This is a genomic window from Herbaspirillum sp. CF444 (assembly GCF_000282135.1).
GTDB lineage: Bacteria > Pseudomonadota > Gammaproteobacteria > Burkholderiales > Burkholderiaceae_D > Herbaspirillum.
Map to the genome: position 1 here is coordinate 62,683 of NZ_AKJW01000018.1, position 16,255 is coordinate 78,937.

14 protein-coding genes are annotated in these 16,255 nt (G+C 59.4%); 4 read left to right on the top strand and 10 right to left on the bottom strand.

The window, feature by feature from the left end; genetic code table 11:
- Window positions 1–19 precede the first annotated feature (19 nt).
- Entirely contained in the window at window positions 20–994 is a 975-nt protein-coding gene (ybiB, locus tag PMI16_RS03880; RefSeq protein ID WP_007876616.1) for a DNA-binding protein YbiB, read from the top strand.
- Window positions 995–1,123: 129 nt separating this feature from the next.
- Here the strand turns inward: ybiB and PMI16_RS03885 are convergent, their stop codons facing one another.
- Window positions 1,124–1,552: a hypothetical protein gene (locus PMI16_RS03885; RefSeq protein WP_007876618.1), complete on the bottom strand. Its 429-nt coding sequence runs from the start codon at window positions 1,550–1,552 to the stop codon at window positions 1,124–1,126.
- 655 nt (window positions 1,553–2,207) lie between these two features.
- On the opposite strand from PMI16_RS03885, the gene PMI16_RS03890 reads away from it, so the two are divergent.
- The gene (locus PMI16_RS03890) at window positions 2,208–4,268 is read left to right on the top strand and encodes a putative bifunctional diguanylate cyclase/phosphodiesterase (RefSeq protein ID WP_007876620.1); all 2,061 of its coding nucleotides are present in this window, start codon (window positions 2,208–2,210) and stop codon (window positions 4,266–4,268) included.
- A gap of 15 nt (window positions 4,269–4,283) precedes the next feature.
- On the opposite strand, the gene PMI16_RS03895 is transcribed toward PMI16_RS03890, so the two are convergent.
- The 6 genes from PMI16_RS03895 to PMI16_RS03920 all read right to left on the bottom strand — a co-directional run bounded on the left by PMI16_RS03895 (window position 4,284) and on the right by PMI16_RS03920 (window position 11,185).
- A complete protein-coding gene (locus PMI16_RS03895) occupies window positions 4,284–5,639 on the bottom strand; it encodes an MATE family efflux transporter (protein ID WP_007876622.1) in 1,356 nt (451 codons plus the stop codon).
- 126 nt (window positions 5,640–5,765) lie between these two features.
- Complete coding sequence (locus tag PMI16_RS03900; RefSeq protein WP_007876623.1) at window positions 5,766–7,484, bottom strand: ArnT family glycosyltransferase; 1,719 nt, start codon at window positions 7,482–7,484, stop codon at window positions 5,766–5,768.
- Window positions 7,485–7,726: 242 nt separating this feature from the next.
- Window positions 7,727–7,996 (bottom strand): type B 50S ribosomal protein L31, encoded by a 270-nt coding sequence (locus tag PMI16_RS03905; protein WP_007876624.1) that lies wholly within the window; start codon window positions 7,994–7,996, stop codon window positions 7,727–7,729.
- A gap of 274 nt (window positions 7,997–8,270) precedes the next feature.
- Window positions 8,271–9,485, bottom strand: coding sequence for an ABC transporter substrate-binding protein (locus tag PMI16_RS03910; RefSeq protein ID WP_007876625.1), 1,215 nt, complete (start codon window positions 9,483–9,485; stop codon window positions 8,271–8,273).
- 378 nt (window positions 9,486–9,863) lie between these two features.
- Complete coding sequence (locus PMI16_RS03915; protein ID WP_157212516.1) at window positions 9,864–10,640, bottom strand: anti-sigma factor family protein; 777 nt, start codon at window positions 10,638–10,640, stop codon at window positions 9,864–9,866.
- Window positions 10,637–11,185: a sigma-70 family RNA polymerase sigma factor gene (locus tag PMI16_RS03920; protein ID WP_007876627.1), complete on the bottom strand. Its 549-nt coding sequence runs from the start codon at window positions 11,183–11,185 to the stop codon at window positions 10,637–10,639. Before PMI16_RS03920 ends, PMI16_RS03915 begins: the two co-directional genes overlap by 4 nt.
- Window positions 11,186–11,332: 147 nt before the next feature.
- Between PMI16_RS03920 and PMI16_RS03925 the strand changes: the two genes are divergently transcribed.
- Together PMI16_RS03925 and PMI16_RS03930 are read left to right on the top strand one after the other, a co-directional pair.
- Window positions 11,333–12,289: a metallophosphoesterase family protein gene (locus tag PMI16_RS03925; protein WP_007876628.1), complete on the top strand. Its 957-nt coding sequence runs from the start codon at window positions 11,333–11,335 to the stop codon at window positions 12,287–12,289.
- Window positions 12,286–12,669, top strand: a complete 384-nt coding sequence (locus PMI16_RS03930; protein WP_007876629.1) for a cupredoxin domain-containing protein — start codon at window positions 12,286–12,288, stop codon at window positions 12,667–12,669. The genes PMI16_RS03925 and PMI16_RS03930 overlap by 4 nt, the downstream gene beginning before the upstream one ends.
- Before the next feature lie 28 nt (window positions 12,670–12,697).
- Here the strand turns inward: PMI16_RS03930 and PMI16_RS03935 are convergent, their stop codons facing one another.
- The 3 genes from PMI16_RS03935 to trxA all read right to left on the bottom strand — a co-directional run bounded on the left by PMI16_RS03935 (window position 12,698) and on the right by trxA (window position 15,934).
- Complete coding sequence (locus tag PMI16_RS03935; RefSeq protein WP_007876630.1) at window positions 12,698–13,693, bottom strand: LysR family transcriptional regulator; 996 nt, start codon at window positions 13,691–13,693, stop codon at window positions 12,698–12,700.
- Between the two features lie 504 nt (window positions 13,694–14,197).
- Window positions 14,198–15,460 carry a transcription termination factor Rho gene (gene rho / locus PMI16_RS03940; RefSeq protein ID WP_007876631.1) on the bottom strand — a complete coding sequence of 421 codons (1,263 nt, stop codon included), beginning with the start codon at window positions 15,458–15,460 and terminating at the stop codon, window positions 14,198–14,200.
- Between the two features lie 147 nt (window positions 15,461–15,607).
- The gene (gene trxA / locus PMI16_RS03945) at window positions 15,608–15,934 is read right to left on the bottom strand and encodes a thioredoxin TrxA (RefSeq protein WP_007876632.1); all 327 of its coding nucleotides are present in this window, start codon (window positions 15,932–15,934) and stop codon (window positions 15,608–15,610) included.
- Window positions 15,935–16,255 lie beyond the last annotated feature (321 nt).

The following is a 16,255-nucleotide window of genomic DNA, read 5'->3' on the forward strand; positions in this document are numbered from 1 at the left end:
CAATGGACGAGAGTAAACCATGACGGATGCAAAGGACACAGGCGTAGAAATGCTGGCCGCGGCTCGCTTCATCAAGGAAATCGGCCGTGGCAAGGACGGCGCGCGCAGTCTGTCGCGCGAGGATGCGGCGCAGCTGTACGGCGCGATGCTGGACGGCCGCGTCAGCGATCTTGAGCTGGGCGCGATTCTGCTGTCCATGCGCGTCAAGGGAGAATCGGTGGAAGAGATCGCCGGCTTCCTCGATGCATCCGAAGCCTCGTTCACGCCGCTGCAGGCGCCGCCGGGTAAATACGCGCCGGTCATCATCCCCAGCTACAACGGTTCGCGTCACATGGCCAACCTGACGCCGTTGCTGGCGCTGCTGCTGGCGCGTGAAGGCGTGCCCGTGCTCATGCATGGCGTCACGCATGATCCGCAGCGCGTCACCAGTGCGGAGATTTTTGAAGCGCTCGGCATCCATCACGCCAAGAGCGTGGAAGAGGCGCAGGCGGCATTGGCGCGCGGCGAGCCGGCGTTCATGCCGATCCAGTCGCTGGCGCCGAAGATGGCGCGCTTGCTGGCGATGCGCCGCGTGCTGGGCGTGCGCAACTCGACGCATACGCTGGTCAAGATCATGCAGCCGTTCGCCGGTCCGGCATTGCGATTGACCTCTTACACGCATCCCGAATATCTGGAGATGCTGGCGGCCTATTTCGTTGCTGCTGCACCGCATGCGCGCGGCGATGCATTCCTGATGCGCGGCACCGAAGGCGAGACGGTCGCCAACGCGCGGCGCGCGCAACAGATCGACTGGTTCCATGCCGGGCAGCGCACGCTGTTGGTGGAAAAGCAAAAGGTGGCGGAAGATATCCCGGACTTGCCCGAAGGCCGCGATGCGGAAGCGACTGCGCGCTGGATCAAGGCTGTGCTGGCGGGAGAAAAATCCGTGCCCGAGGCGGTCGTGGAGCAGGTGGAACATTGCGCGGCAGTCGCAGGGGAGATTGCTGCGAGGTAAGTTGGCGCGACAATATCGGACGGTCAGTCAGGCAATGCAGGCAAACAAATTGAACGAACGATGCAAGCGAGCAAAAGTGCTGCACTCGTATCTTGTTCCGTTGCTGAAACAGCGATCGGAAATGGACGATCAGGCTTTGGTTTTTGGAGCAGCTTTTATTGCCGCAGGCGAAGTAACTTGCGCGAAGGCAAAGATCACTTCCTTGACGATTTTGCGTTGCGGCGCGGGGAGATTGATGAAGGCTTCGAAAGCTTCCCGTTCGCGGTAGCCGATGGCTTCTTCCCAGCGAGCGCGGCGCTTGTCGATGCGTTTGCCGATCTCTTCACCGAAGCGCAGGTGTTGCGGCGTGACAATCAGCCATTCGGCAAGCGTCTCCAGCTTGTCCTGATTCGGCATCGACTCGCCGAGAAGCCAGCGACGCACACCGTGCAACGTCATCGGCTTTCCCCAATAGCGCAAATTGAACTCGCGTTCCAGGACTGCAGGTTTAGGCTCATATCCCGCTTTTTCCATCGAGGCGCGCAGTCGTTTTGCAAATTTTTCGTTCGCGTTTTCCATGACTGGAAGTTACTGCCTAGCAGCTAAAAAATGGGTACGTTTGCGTTTCTGAATAATTACGCGAAGGATGTGACTTATAATCAACTCCGCAAATTGTTGCGTCGTTTTGTCTATCTTGTCTTATTTTTAACTTGACTGATAGATAACAATTGTAACGTGTCGGAATCTGTCAACATGATGCCCAGCAAGACTTTCAGGCCGGTAACGTAACTTTCTGCACAGGTTTTTCCTGAGCAAGCTACTGAGGCGAATGTCGGATTGCGTCATGTCGTGAAGCAAGTAAAAAATTTTGAGAGCTTGTTAAAAGATTCAGTTAACTTTCGATGTAAAAAACTCCCTGGAAGAAGCCGGGATTTTTTGGTTGAGACAGGCTAGAATAGGCGCGGATAAAGGGATTGCGCGGATCGTCCGAATGAATAATCAGCAAATGACGATGACAAGAACGCGCGGAAAACTCAAGCGCGAATCAAAGCAAATCAATAGTATTTCCGCGACGCTTTTTCTCTCGCTTTGAATACGTAAAAAATCTGATGCATGCCTGTGCGTTGCATGGGATCGAGCGGCATTGGTTGTTGTGAATTATCGAGATTCATTCCGTCACTGGCAGTTTGGATGGTGCGGTTCGTAAAGAACATGCAGACGAATTTTTCAGATCATGGCTGGCTCCTATAACCTTTTGCTGATTGGTTTTTCACTATTCGTTGCGACGCTTGCTTCGTACACGGTATTGGAAATCGCCGAACGCATTTCATCCCAGGAAACCGCGCGCTATCGCCGCATGTGGCTCGGCGGCGGTGCGATGGTGTTCGGCGTCGGCATGTGGGCCACGCACTTCACCGGCATGCTGGCGTTCCAGTTGCCGATCAATATCGGTTACAACGCGTTCCTGACGACGCTGTCGCTGCTGCTGTGCATCGCGCTCTCGTTCTATCTCCTGCAGCGCGCCACGCAACGCCGCCTGCGCCGCACGCGCATGCTGGGCGACGGCATTGCGCTAGGCGCGGGCATGGCGCTGGTGCATTACCTCGGTCTGCATTCCATGCAGATCACGCCGGCAGTGCGCTACACGCCCTGGCTGGAAATCCTGTCGGTGCTGTTGACGATGGCCGTGGCCGTACTCAATATCTGGATTATCTATACGCTCAATGCGCGCAAGAGCGATCATTTCTGGAAGCGCGTCACGCTGGCGGCGGTGCTCGGTCTCGGCATCTTCTTCATGCACTGCCTGAACATGGCGGCCGCAAACTTCTCGCCGGACAGCATCAGCGGCACCTACGGTAATATGGATCGCGACAATCTGATGAGCGTGGTGCTGCTCGGCACGCTGTTCGTGCTGATCGCCGCGTTGATTTTCAGCGGCGCGCAAAAGACCAAATTGCTCAAGAAGATCGTCGGCCGCACCAATGACAAGCTGCTGCATTTCGCCACGCACGACGTGCTGACGGGTTTGCCGAATCGCGCTTTGCTGGCCGAACGCATCCAGCACGCGATTCATGTTTCCAAACGCAGCGGCCTGTCGTTTGCGGTGCTGTTCATGGACCTGGATGGTTTCAAGGCGATCAACGACTCGCTCGGCCATGCGGTCGGCGACGGTTTGCTGATTGCGGTCGGCCAGCGCATTCGCGCCTGCATTCGCGGCGAAGACATGGTGTCGCGCATCGGCGGCGACGAGTTCGTGGTGGTGATGAGCAACCTGGCGTCGCCGGAGGTGGTGGAGAATTTATCCGAGAACATCCTCAGCGTGCTGCGCCAGGATTTTCGCGTCGACGAAGCGACCCTGCGCGTGACGTCGAGCATCGGCATCGCGGTATACCCGAACAGCGGCGAGACCGTCGATGCGCTGATGAAAAATGCCGATGCGGCGATGTACGAAGCCAAGCAAAACGGCCGCAACACCTATCGCTTCTTCGAGCCGGCCATGCACGCCAGCGCGATGCGCCACCTGACCATCCGTCACGCCTTGCAGCAGGCGGTGGAGCACAACCAGCTGTCGCTGCATTTCCAACCCAAATTCGAAGGCCGGCAGCGCACGCTGACAGGCGTGGAAGCATTGCTGCGCTGGAATCATCCCGAGCTCGGCAGCATGAGCCCGACCGAGTTCATCCCGATCGCCGAACGGTCCGGGCAAATCATTCCCATCGGCGACTGGGTATTGCGAGAAGTGTGCGCGCAGATCGTGCGCTGGGACGCGCAAGGTTTGCCGCCGGTGAAAGTGGCGCTGAATCTGTCGCCGCTGCAGATGCGTCCGGATCTGGTCGATAGCGTCACCGCCATCGTCGGCCAGGCCGGCATCGCGCCGCAGCGGCTGATGTTCGAGATCACGGAAACGGCGGCAATGAAGAACGTCGAAAAGTCCGCGCGCATCATCACCGATCTGCAGACGCTCGGCTTCGATATCGCCATCGACGATTTCGGCGCGGGTTATTCCAGTCTCGCCTACCTCCAGCAATTCCACTGCCGCCAGATCAAGATCGATCGCTTCTTCACCTCGCGCCTCGATCAGGGCGGCGACTCCGGCCCGGCCATCGTGTCGGCGATCATTGCGCTGGCGCATGCCCTGAACATGGAGGTGGTGGCGGAAGGGGTGGAGACCGAAGCGCAACTCGAGGCGCTGCAGAAACTCAAGTGCGATCAGGTGCAGGGCTTCCTGCTGGGCCGCCCCGCGGCGGCCGTCGACATGCAACAACTGCTGGGGCCGGGACGCGCTTTCGCCTGAGCAGGCGTCGGAAAATCAATTGGCGATGCGCCGTTGCACCACGCGCAGATACCAGATCAGAAAGAAAGCCACCAGCCCCAGGCTGGCGCTGTTGCCGAGCCAGAAGCCGGCAGCGCCGTGCAGCCAGGCCGGTGAAAAGCCGAAGGGATCCAATCCCAGCACATAGCCCCCGCCCAGCCCCACGCCCCATAGCGCCACCGCATAAATCACCGTCGGGATCACCGCCACCTTATAGGCGCGCAGCACGAACGCCGTCGTTACCTGCAACGAGTCGAACAGTTGATAGAAGGCGATGAACAGAAACAAGGGCAGCGCCGACGCGATGATCACCTCGTCCGGCGTATAGGCGCGGATGATGTGCTCGCGCGCAAACCACACCACCACGCCGATCAGCACCGACAGGAGGGCCGACAGGCGGATGCCGGCGCGGGAAATGGTTTTCGCCATGCGCCAGTCGCGCGCACCGATGGCTTGCGCCACCAGCGTGCCGGTCGCATTCGCCAGCGACAGCGGCAGCATGTACAGCACCGTGCCGACGTTGGCCGTGATCTGGTGCCCGGCCACGGCGACGGCGCCCAGGCGCGCGATGAAGATCGCCATCAGCGTGAAGGCGGTCACTTCGATGAAATAGCTCAGGCCCATGGGAATGCCCAGTTTCAGCAAGCTGCGCTGCGCCGCCCATTGCGGTTTGATGAAACCGCTGCCGAAGACCTTCAGTTCGCGATAGATCGGCGCCTTGCGCACCAGCATCCAGCCGGTCAGCAGCATCAGCCACGCAATCAGGCTGGTGGCGATGGCGCAGCCCGGACCGCCGAACGCCGGCAAGCCGAGTCCGCCGAAGATGAACCAGGCATTGAGGGGAATCTTCAGCAGCAGCGCGCCGATCTGGATCGCCATGACCATCTTGGGACGCGCGATCGCCGTATTGAGCGCGGCATAGACGCGAAAGCCCAGCGTCGCCGGCAGCGCCAGCGCTTCGATGCGCAGGTAGAGCGTGGCCTTTTCCGCCAGTTCGGGCGAAGCCTGTGCGAAGGACAGGAAAGCGGGAGAGAACAGCAGCGCCAGGCAGCCGACGCAGCTGAGGAAAAATGCCAGCCACAATCCCTGCTTCACTTCGCGGCCGATGTCTTCCAGCCGTCGCGCGCCGTAGAGCTGGCCGATGATAGGCAACAGCGCCTGCAATACGCCCGACAGGCCGACGAAAACGCTCACGTAGATCGATACGCCCAGCGCCAGCGCGGCCAGGTCCATCGCCGAAAAGCGCGACACCATGGCGGTATCGATGACGCCGTTGGCGATCAGCGCCAGTTGGCCGATCAGGATGGGCCAGGCCAGCGAGGCGATGCGGAAGGTATGGAAGCGTTGGTTCATGCGATAAACGATCAACGCAGGCTTCTTGCGAAAGCCTGCGTTTTATTTTCTGTGTGAATGGAGCGCAGTGCAGACGTCCGGCGCGATCAATGCGCAACGGATGGCGGCCGTCGCGCGTTGCCTCAATTATTGCCCAATGCGGCGATACAGGCGGAAGCGCTCGTCGCGGTCGGACGGACGGCGGCCTTCCCACAGCAATTGCCAGTTGCCTTCGTACTGGCGCAACATCTGTTCGGCGTTCTGGTTGTCGATACTGTCTTGCAGCAGCAGGAAATCGCAGCGCATGTCCGGACGGTCTTCAAAACGGACATGGCCGAAGTAGGCGAACGAAGCGCGTTGCGCCGGTCCGACGTTGGATTCCACGCATTGCTTGACGGCCGACATCTTTTCTTCGATCTGCTGCGCGACGCCGGCATAGCTCTTGCCGTAGTTGACCCATGGCAGCCACAAGGTCATCAGCAGCACCCAGCACAGCACCACGCCGCCCGACGACAGCACCACCGCGCGCCACAACACCGATGGACGACGCGAGATGCGCCAGTGCACCAGCAATATCCAGAAAATGGTCGTCACGACCGCAATCGCCAGCGCGATCATGTTGAAGCCGGGCTGGTAGCCCGGCGCCAGCTTGTAGGCGTTCTTGGCGATCTGCGCCGGCCAGCCGGTTTCCTTGGCGATCCAGCCGATCCAGATGAAGGCCGCGCAGGTCGTCAATGTCATCACCGAGAACCAGTCCACCGCATTGATGGCGCCGCGCTTCATGGTCGGCAGGCCGAATGCGGCAAGGATCGCCAGCGCCGGCAGCAGCGGCAGCAGCATGCCCTCTTCGCTGTGCACGTTGAGCAGCACCAGCAAGGTCAACGGGATGAAGAACGCCAGCGGCAGCGAGATGTGCAGCGAATGCGGCTGGCGGCGCCAGGCATACACGGCCCAGCCGGCGAACGGCCAGGCCGGCCAGGCGAACCAGACGCCGTATTTGAGGAAGAATTTCAGCGAGGCCATGGTCGGCCAGTTCAACTGGTAGATGTTCCAGCTCAGCCAGGTGGAAAACTGCGCGCCGGCTTCCGGCAGCAGTGCGCGGATGGACAGCACCCAGATCACGCAGATTGCCAGCGCGGCAGGCAGCGACACGCCCAGCAGCGATTTGAAGACCGGACGGTAATACAGGCCCGACAGCACCAGCAGGCCGATCAGCAGGCCGCTAGGCAGCAGCCAGCCATGCGTCAGCACCAGCAGGCCGAGCGTCGCACCCAGCGCCAGGGCCTGGTGTGCCTTGTTGGTGTCGAACACGCGCGCCGAGCTGTACAGCGCATAAGCCACCAGCGCGATCTGCATGGTCTTGGCGCTGGTTTCATGGCTATGCAGCAGCAGGCCGAGGAAGCCGAGATAAATCAGGAAGGCGCCGTCGGCCAGCGTGCGGCCGAAGTCGCGCGGCTCCGGCTGGCCGCCGAAGGCCAGTTTGAGCGGTTGCGCTTCGTTGCGGCGGCCCAGCAGGTAGGTCGCGTACCAGATCGACAGCGAGCCGATCAGGAAGCAGGCCACGGTAGAAATGCGCGCCGCCAGCGGATCGCCCAGCAGCCAGCCGAACAGCTTGATGCACAGCGCCCCGAACCAGTAGGCCAGCGGGCTTTCCGCCGGCATCGCCAGGCCGGCGATGTTCGGCGCCAGCCAGTCCTGCAGCGTGCCGTGCGCCATGGTCCACATGATGCCGAAGCTGGCGGCATCGTCGTTCTTCCACGGGTCGCGACCGATCAGGCCGGGCAGGATATAGAGCAGGCCGAGTGCGAGCAGGCCCCAGCGAGGCAGTGCATTGGTCGCGGCGGCAGGGAGGCGGACTGGCTTCATCAAGGTGTTATTGCTCTTGTTTAGTTTTGATGCACTGTTGGAGTGCAAATTCAGGGTATCGTTTTGTCGACAAGTTTGCAGGCGATATTGTGCAGCAAAACCCTGTTAAAAGTTGTATTTGACCGTAACGGCCATAGGGGTGAATACATGCCGGCTGAGGCAGATGAGACAGTTCGCCCGCATGCGGCGGGCAAAAAACAAAAAAGGCAGCCTGAGCTGCCTTTTTTGACATCGTGCAGAGATTATTCTGCTGCGACTGCAGTCTTGGAACCGACTGTGCCGAACTTTTGGCGGAATTTCTCAACGCGGCCGGCGGTGTCGACGATCTTGTGCTTGCCGGTGTAGAACGGGTGCGATTCGGAAGAAACTTCAATCTTCACGAGTGGGTATTCTTTACCTTCGAATTCGGCCTTTTCGCGTGTGCCGATAGTCGAGCGGGTGATGAACTTGAAGTCGTTCGAAACGTCGTGGAACAGAACTTCGCGGTAATCCGGGTGAATGCCTTGTTTCATTTTTTTGCCTTGAGATTAAATGGTAGCCAATCGTCACTTCGTCGGTCGTCTTGCCTCTTGACCCGATTGTCGATCACTTGCCGGGGGTGAAAAGTCCGAAATTATACAATGAAATCATGGGTTTGCGTCAAGTCTGAATGGCTTTGCCCAACCGGAGATGTTGTTTTCCGTCGATCGAAACGCTTTTCGGGCCCAAACACAAGTCAGCCGGCAATCCGGATTGCCGCCGGATGCAAGATCCGGCGGACGGGCTTGTCAGTTTGTCATGAAAAACTTACTTCCACAGCGCGCACTTGGATTCCGCCTTGGTGGTCCAGGCCTGTTCGCCCGGAATGGTCTGCACCACCTTGTAGTAATCCCACGGATACTTCGACTCGGACGGCTTCTTCACTTCCATCAGATACATGTCGTGCACCATGCGGCCGTCGGGGCGGATGGTGCCGTTTTTGGCGAAGAAGTCATTGATCTTGGTCTTGTGCATCTGCGCGATGACCTTGTCAGGATCGTCCGTGCCGCTGGCCTTGACCGCATTCAGGTACTGGGTCGTCGCCGAATAGTCCGCCGCCTGCAGCATCGACGGCATGCGTTTCATCTTGGCGAAGTAGCGCTTGGACCAGTCGCGGGTTTCCTGGTTCATGTCCCAATACCAGCCGTCGGTCAGGTACATGCCTTGCGTGACCTGCAGGGTAAGCGCATGCACGTCGTTGATGAACATCAGCAGGCCGGCCAGCTTCATGGTCTTGTTGATGCCGAATTCGTTGGCGGCCTTGATCGAGTTGATGGTGTCGCCGCCGGCATTGGCCAGGCCCAGGATCTGTGCTTTCGACGCCTGGGCCTGCAGCATGAAGGACGAGAAGTCCGACGCGCCCAGCGGATGTTTTACTCCACCCACGACGGTGCCGCCGTTGGCCTTGACGATGTCGGAGGTGTCCTTCTCCAGCGATGCGCCGAAGGCATAGTCGGCGGTCAGGAAATACCATGTCTTGCCGCCATTCTTGACGATGGCCGAGCCGGTTCCCTTGGCCAGCGCGACCGTGTCGTAGGCGTAGTGGATGGTGTAGGGCGAGCATTCCTCATTGGTCAGCCGCGCGGTGGCGCCGCCGACGGCGATGAAGGTTTTTTTCTTCTCCGCCGCAACCTTGGCCATGGCCAGGCTGGTGCCGGAATTGGTGCCGCCGATCAGCATGTCCACACCTTGCTGGTCGAACCATTCGCGCGCCTTGGAGGCGGCGATGTCGGCCTTGTTCTGATGGTCGGCGGTGACCAGTTCGATCTTCTTGCCGTTGACCGATCCGCCGAAGTCGGCAATCGCCATCTTGATCGCTTCGACGCCGCCCTGGCCGTCGATGTCGATGTAGACGCCCGACAAGTCGGTGATCAGGCCGATCCTGACGACGTCTCCTGAAATCTGCGCTGTCGCCGGTCCGGCGAATCCCCCTGCAAATGCGGCGGCCACGGTCGCCGCGATGGCTGTCATCCTGACTTTCATCTTTGCTCCTCCTGATTGGTTGTCTTTGCGATGCTGCTGTTTTTATACCGTCTGGCAGACGGCTGCTTTTACTGCCCGGTATGGGTAAATAGCCGGTGTGCCGCTTTCTTCTACAACATACAACGATGCTGCGGATGCCAATGACGCTGGTGATGCCGATGATGAAATAGTTGCCGGAGGATAGGCGAAGGTGCCCGTCTTTGCTTGTCTCTGCTTTGATTCTTATTTGTTTTGGTTCGGTCTGTTTTTGTTCTGACCGAAGCGTCTGAAATAGTAGTGTACGCAGAAAATTGCGGTCAAGCGGTTTTTCCGCGACCGTTGCGCATAAAAAAGCCGCGACGCGCGTCACGGCTTTTCAATGAAAATAGGCCGCTTGTCTTACTGATGCGTCGCCAGCCGCAGAATTCCGGAGAACTTCAGCAATTCGTTTTCCGCCACGTCGGACACCGCCCAGTAATTCATCTCATCCGCCGTCCAGCGCACCACGTGATAGCCGCGGCTGCTCCCGGCCTGCGGCCCGGCATCCTTGCCGCTGGCAGGCCAGATGTAGAGGTTGATCGGATGTTTCTGGCGCCGATAGATCAGCGCCGCCACCGGATGACCATCGAGGTAATCCAGCCGGCCGCCTTCGAGCACGAAACCCTGGGGCGCCAGATCGATCACCGTCGGCGAAAAATTCAGCTTGCCGTTGAACCACGGCTTCACCGTGTGCTGGTCGGTGGAGGCGACGTCGGTCAGATGGTCGGCCTGCAAGGAGCGCACGTGGTTGGAGATGGCCTCTTCCGTCAGGCGCTCCTCGGCCGTCGGCAGGTTGAGGTACAGGCCGGCGCTCCAGACCGCGACCAGCAAGGTCGCCATCGCGGTGCCGACTTGCAGCCAGCCAAGATTCCAGCGCGCCGGGAAGCCGGGCAGACTGATCCGATGCGGCTTGTCTTGCGGCAATGCATCGGCGATGCGGGTGGCAAGGTCGGGCGGCGCCTTGAAGTAAGCGGTTTCGGTGCGGATGCGTTTGCTCAGCGCCAATTGTTCGACGTATTCGCGCTGGCACTCCGGGCAGGTATCCAGATGGCGTTGCACGGTCAGCGTTTCCGCTATGCCGAGTTCCTGATCGACATAAGCCGGTAGCAGTTCCATGATTTCGCTGTGTTCCATCATTCCCCCTGATTTGCCGGAGCAAGAATTTTTGCCAGCAGTTTGCGGCCGCGACCGAGACGCGACATCACCGTGCCGATCGGGATGCCGACGATGCCGGCGATCTGCTTGTACGACAGGTCCTCCAGTTCGCGCATCACCATCACCTCGCGAAATTCCAGCGGCAAGGCTGCAAGCCCCTGTTGCAACTGCCGTTCGCTGTCCTTGCGCAACAGCAGTTGCTCCGGATTGTTGTCGCGGTAGTGCATGTCGACGGCATCCGCGGCGTCGAGGCTGTGAAATTCTTCGTCGAAGAGCGTGTTCTGCTGTTGCGCATGATTCTCCTGATACCAGGTGTAGAAGGTATTGCGGACGATCGTGAGCAGCCAGGCGCGGGCATCGTCGCCATGAAATCCATCGAAAAAACGGAAGGCGCGCAGGCTGGCTTCCTGCACCAGATCTTCCGCGTCGTGTCGGCTGCGTGTCAGCCAGCAGGCCAGGTTGAAGGCCGAGTTCAGATGCGGCATCACCAGCATGTGAAATCGTCGGTTCTTTATCGGGTCGGTCATGCACGCATTTCCATTGGTTATCAATACGAGACTGGCAATGCCTTCGATTTATTCCCGATTTGGCGAAAAAAATAACGGGAATAAATTTTCCGGGACGGCGGTTTAGGGAGGTATCGATCAGGTGATCGGTCAACCTTGGAGGACGTCATGGGCAACGATAGTAACAATGATACGAACAATCACACCAGCAATGACGCAAACAACGGCGTCGACAGGCGCAATTTTCTTCGCCTGGCAGGACTGGGCGGCGTCATCTTTGCGTCCGGCCTGAGCGGTTGGGCGGCAGCGGCGGAGACGATGGGCGTTGCAGGGAAAGAAGATTTCTTCTTCGTGCAGCTGTCCGATTCGCACTGGGGGTTTGAGGGCGACGTCAATCCGGACGCCAAGGGCACCTTGCAGAAAGCCGTCGCAACCGTGAACGGCCTGGAGCAAGTGCCGGATTTCATCGTCTTCACCGGCGACCTGACGCACACCACGGACGACCCGCGCGAGCGCCGCCAGCGGCTGGCCCAGTTCCGCGAGATCGTGTCGGCGCTCAAGGTGAAGACGGTGTACTTCATGCCGGGCGAGCATGACGCCGCGCTGGACAACGGCAAGGCCTATCAGGAGTTTTTCGGCAAGACGAACTACACCTTCGACCACAAGGGTGTGCACTTCATCGTGCTGGACAACGTCTCGGATCCTGCCGCACGCCTCGGCGACGAACAACTCGCCTGGCTGGCCGCCGATCTGAAGCAGCAGCCGGCCGACGCCAGGATCGTGGTATTCGCGCATCGCCCGCTGTTCGACCTGTATCCGCAATGGGACTGGGCCACGCGCGACGGCGCCAAGGCGGTCGAGCTGCTGATGCCGCATGCCAACGTCACCGTGTTCTACGGTCACATCCATCAGGAAAACCATCACATGACCGGCCACATCGCGCATCACTCCGCGAAGTCGCTGATCTTCCCGCTGCCGGCGCCGGGTTCGCAAGCCAAGCGTACGCCCTTGCCCTGGGACAGTGCGCATCCGTATCGGGGACTTGGCGTGCGGGCCGTGAAACCCGAACCGAACGGCACCGAATACACGCTTACCGAACTGGCCGTAGGAGCGGCGAAATCATGAATATGAAAAAAATTGACAATGAGATCGACAAGAAACGTCGTCTGTTGCTGGTCGGTTGCGCGGCAGGCGGATTGGGGGCGATGGCGATTGCCGTAGCCCAGCCCAAGGAACGGGTCATCAAGGTGACGGCCAAGCGATTCGACTTTTCGCCAAGCGTGATTCCCTTGAAAAAAGGCGTGCCGGTGGTATTGGAGCTGACCAGTCTCGATATTCCCATGGGCTTCAATGCGCCGGACTTCGGCGTGCGGACCGACGTGCTGCCGGGCAAGGTATCCAAGCTCAGATTCATTCCGGACAAGACCGGGGAATTCACCTTCTATTGCGACATCTTCTGCGGTTCCGGCCATGAAAGCATGTCCGGCTCGCTGGTTGTTACCTGAAAGGAAACCGCTGAGAGCCTCGCGGTTGTCAGCAGGTTGCCGCGGCTTCCTTCAGGCAGGCGATAAATGCCTGCGCGGCGGGCGTCGGCTCGCGGTCGGTGCGGATGGAATAGCCGATGTCGCCGCTGTCCCCGAGCGCGCCGAGATCGCCCAATGCGAGGATGGACAGCAGATTGAGATTGGCGAAATGCCGGGCCGCGGCGCGCGGCATCAGCGAGATCGACGGCGAATCCTGCATCAGGCCGATGTTGGTCAGCACCGATTGCGACTCCACCACATTGGTCGGCATGCCGAGGCCGGCATCGAGGAACAGGCGTTCGGTCGTCAATCGTGCGGGAGAACCTTGCAATGGGAAAATCCAGGGCCAGTCGAGCAGGTCGGATAACTGGATGTCGGCGCGTTTGGCCAATGGATGCCTGCAGCCGGCCACGGCGCACAGTGCTTCGCGATACAGCACGCTGTGTCCGAAGGCGCAGACGCGCGTCGGCGGCAGATCGTGTTCCGGCAGGCTGCCGACCACGATGTCGAGTTCGCCGGTCGCCAGCGCTGGAAACAGTTGATCGGCCGGGGCGTTGCGCACGGTAATGAGCACGCCGGGACGCTGCTGCTTGAGTCGCGTGATTGCCTGCGGCAACAGAGGGGCGGATGCCGGGATCGCAGCGCCGATGATGACGTGGCCGCTGTCGCCGGTGCGGAAGGTGTTGAGCTCATCGGTCAGGTAACGCAGTTCGGCGATGACGGTCTTGACGCGCGTGCCGAGTAGCGTGCCGTAACAGGTTGGCGTGACGCCCCGGTTGGTGCGTTCAAACAGCGGCACGTCGAGGTCGGCTTCCAGTTCATGGATGGCCTTGGTGACGGCGGGTTGGGTCAGATTCAATTCGCGCGCGGCGCGGGCAATCGAGGATGAACTGAGCACGCGCTCAAAAATCAGCAGCGGTTTCAGTTTGAGGCGGCGCAGCATGACGTCGGACAGCGGAAGATTGGCGCGCGGGTTGCCGGCGCTGCTGGTGTTGGCATCGGACATCGTTGTCTCCCTGCCGGGGCGCTGGCGCATGATTCCGGTCAGTCTCGTTAATCTTAGTTGCTCGGCATTCCGGCGGAATGCTCGGTCACCGGTCATGCAAGAGGTATGCCATTGCGGCACTGCCTGTTGTTGTTTGCCGGCGAATTTAGTCGGGACAGTTTACTGTATTCGCGGCACATGCCCGCTATAAAAAATGTAAGGGCGAAATGAGCGAACGTTGTTCGTCGCTGCGAATCATGACGTTCTGATACGTCCGTCGTCCTGAAGAAAGTCAGGACCCAGCGTCGTATCGCACATCGTCACGACACTGGGTCCCAGCGTTCGCTGGGACGACGGAGAAGAAAGGAGGGATATCTGCTCAAACGGCCTGCACGGATCGTGCTGAAAAAAAATCCGCCGGATTGCTCGGGCGGATTTTTGAAGAATCGCTTGCTTCGAAAGTGGCTGACACGGCGTCGCCGGCAAGGCGTTGCAACGCGGCCAGCGGCGTTGTGTTGGCCGCTTTTAACTGCCGCGACGCATCATGTCGAAGAACTCTGCGTTGTTCTTGGTCGACTTCATCTTGTCGAGGATGAATTCCATCGCTTCGATTTCGTCCATGTCGTACATCAGCTTGCGCAGGACCCAGATCTTTTGCAACTGGTCCGGCTTGATCAGCAGTTCTTCGCGGCGCGTGCCGGACTTGCTGAGGTTGATTGCCGGGTAGACGCGCTTCTCGGCGAGGCGGCGTTCCAGGTGGACTTCCATGTTGCCGGTGCCCTTGAATTCTTCATAGATCACGTCATCCATGCGGCTGCCGGTTTCGATCAGCGCGGTGGCGATGATGGTCAGCGAGCCGCCTTCTTCGACGTTACGCGCGGCGCCGAAGAAACGCTTCGGACGTTGCAGCGCGTTGGCGTCGACACCGCCGGTCAGGACCTTGCCGGATGCCGGGATCACGGTGTTGTAGGCGCGCGCCAGACGGGTGATCGAGTCCAGCAGGATGACCACGTCTTTCTTCATTTCGACCAGGCGCTTGGCTTTTTCCAGCACCATTTCGGCAACCTGCACGTGACGCGTTGCCGGTTCGTCGAAGGTCGATGCCACGACTTCGCCGCGCACCGAGCGCTGCATTTCGGTCACTTCTTCCGGACGTTCGTCGATCAGCAGGACGATCATGACGGTGTCGGGATGGTTGGTGGTGATGGCGTGGGCGATGTGTTGCAGCATGACCGACTTGCCGGACTTCGGCGACGCCACCAGCAGGCCGCGCTGGCCGCGCCCGATTGGCGCGATCAGGTCGATGATGCGGCCGGTGATGTTTTCCTCGCCGCGCATGTCGCGCTCCAGCTGCATGATCTTGTTCGGATGCAGCGGGGTCAGGTTTTCGAACAGGATGCGGTGCTTGGACGCTTCCGGCGCTTCGCCGTTGACCTTGTCGACCTTGACCAGCGCGAAGTAGCGCTCGCCGTCTTTTGGCGTACGCACTTCGCCTTCGATGGAGTCGCCCGTGTGCAGGTTGAAGCGGCGGATTTGCGAAGGCGAAATGTAAATGTCGTCGGTGGACGCCATGTAGCTGGCGTCGGGCGAGCGCAGGAAGCCGAAGCCGTCAGGCAGGACTTCAAGGGCGCCGTCGCCGAAAATCTGTTCTCCCGATTTCGCGCGTTTTTTGAGGATCGCGAACATCAGTTCTTGTTTGCGCAGGCGCGCTGCGTTATCGATGTCCAGACCAATTGCCATTTCAAGCAATGCGGAGACGTGTAACGCCTTTAATTCTGATAAGTGCATATGAGTGTCCCGAGATGGGAATAGTAAAAGGTGGGGGAGGGAGTTGCGTGGTGTGTGTAAATTAAAGAACAGGCCACAAGTATCTAATCAGGCTGACTTGTAAGCACAACAAGCGGCAATACGAGCGTATCGCCGCCTTGAATCTTCTTAGATGTTGCTGTCGATGAACGAAGTCAGCTGGCCCTTGGCCAAGGCACCGACTTTTTGCGCAGTTGCCGCACCGTTCTTGAACAGGATCAGCGTCGGAATGCCGCGAATGCCGAATTTGGCTGGAATGGCCTGGTTGGAATCGACGTCCAGCTTGGCGATCTGCAGCTTGCCGTCATATTCCTTGGCGACTTCTTCCAGAATCGGCGCGATCGCTTTGCAAGGTCCGCACCACTCAGCCCAGAAGTCCACCAGGACCGGCTTGTCGGATTTCAAAACGTCGGCTTCAAAAGATGCGTCGGAGATATGTTTGATGTTTTCGCTCATGGTATTTCCTCGGTATGAGGGATATATAAGTAGTCAAATAGCGCCGTGGGAACATACCGCTTGCGTGGCGTATGCCATCAACGCTTCCTGAATTGCTAAGTGCTTATTAAGTAAGTGCTCAAAGCAGATGGAGTCGTTGCGCCCTAATTCAAGTTATTTTGAAGTGCGGCAGCGGGTAATCGGCGGGGTACGGAGGCAATCATAACCCATTTTTGAAAAAAGTGCGTTTCAGATTGAAAGCCTTGTTGCGCGGGCGTTTGCCTGCGCCTTGGCCCACGCCCCCGCGCATTCGGGCGGGCTCTCGCATACAATGCCGCAAAG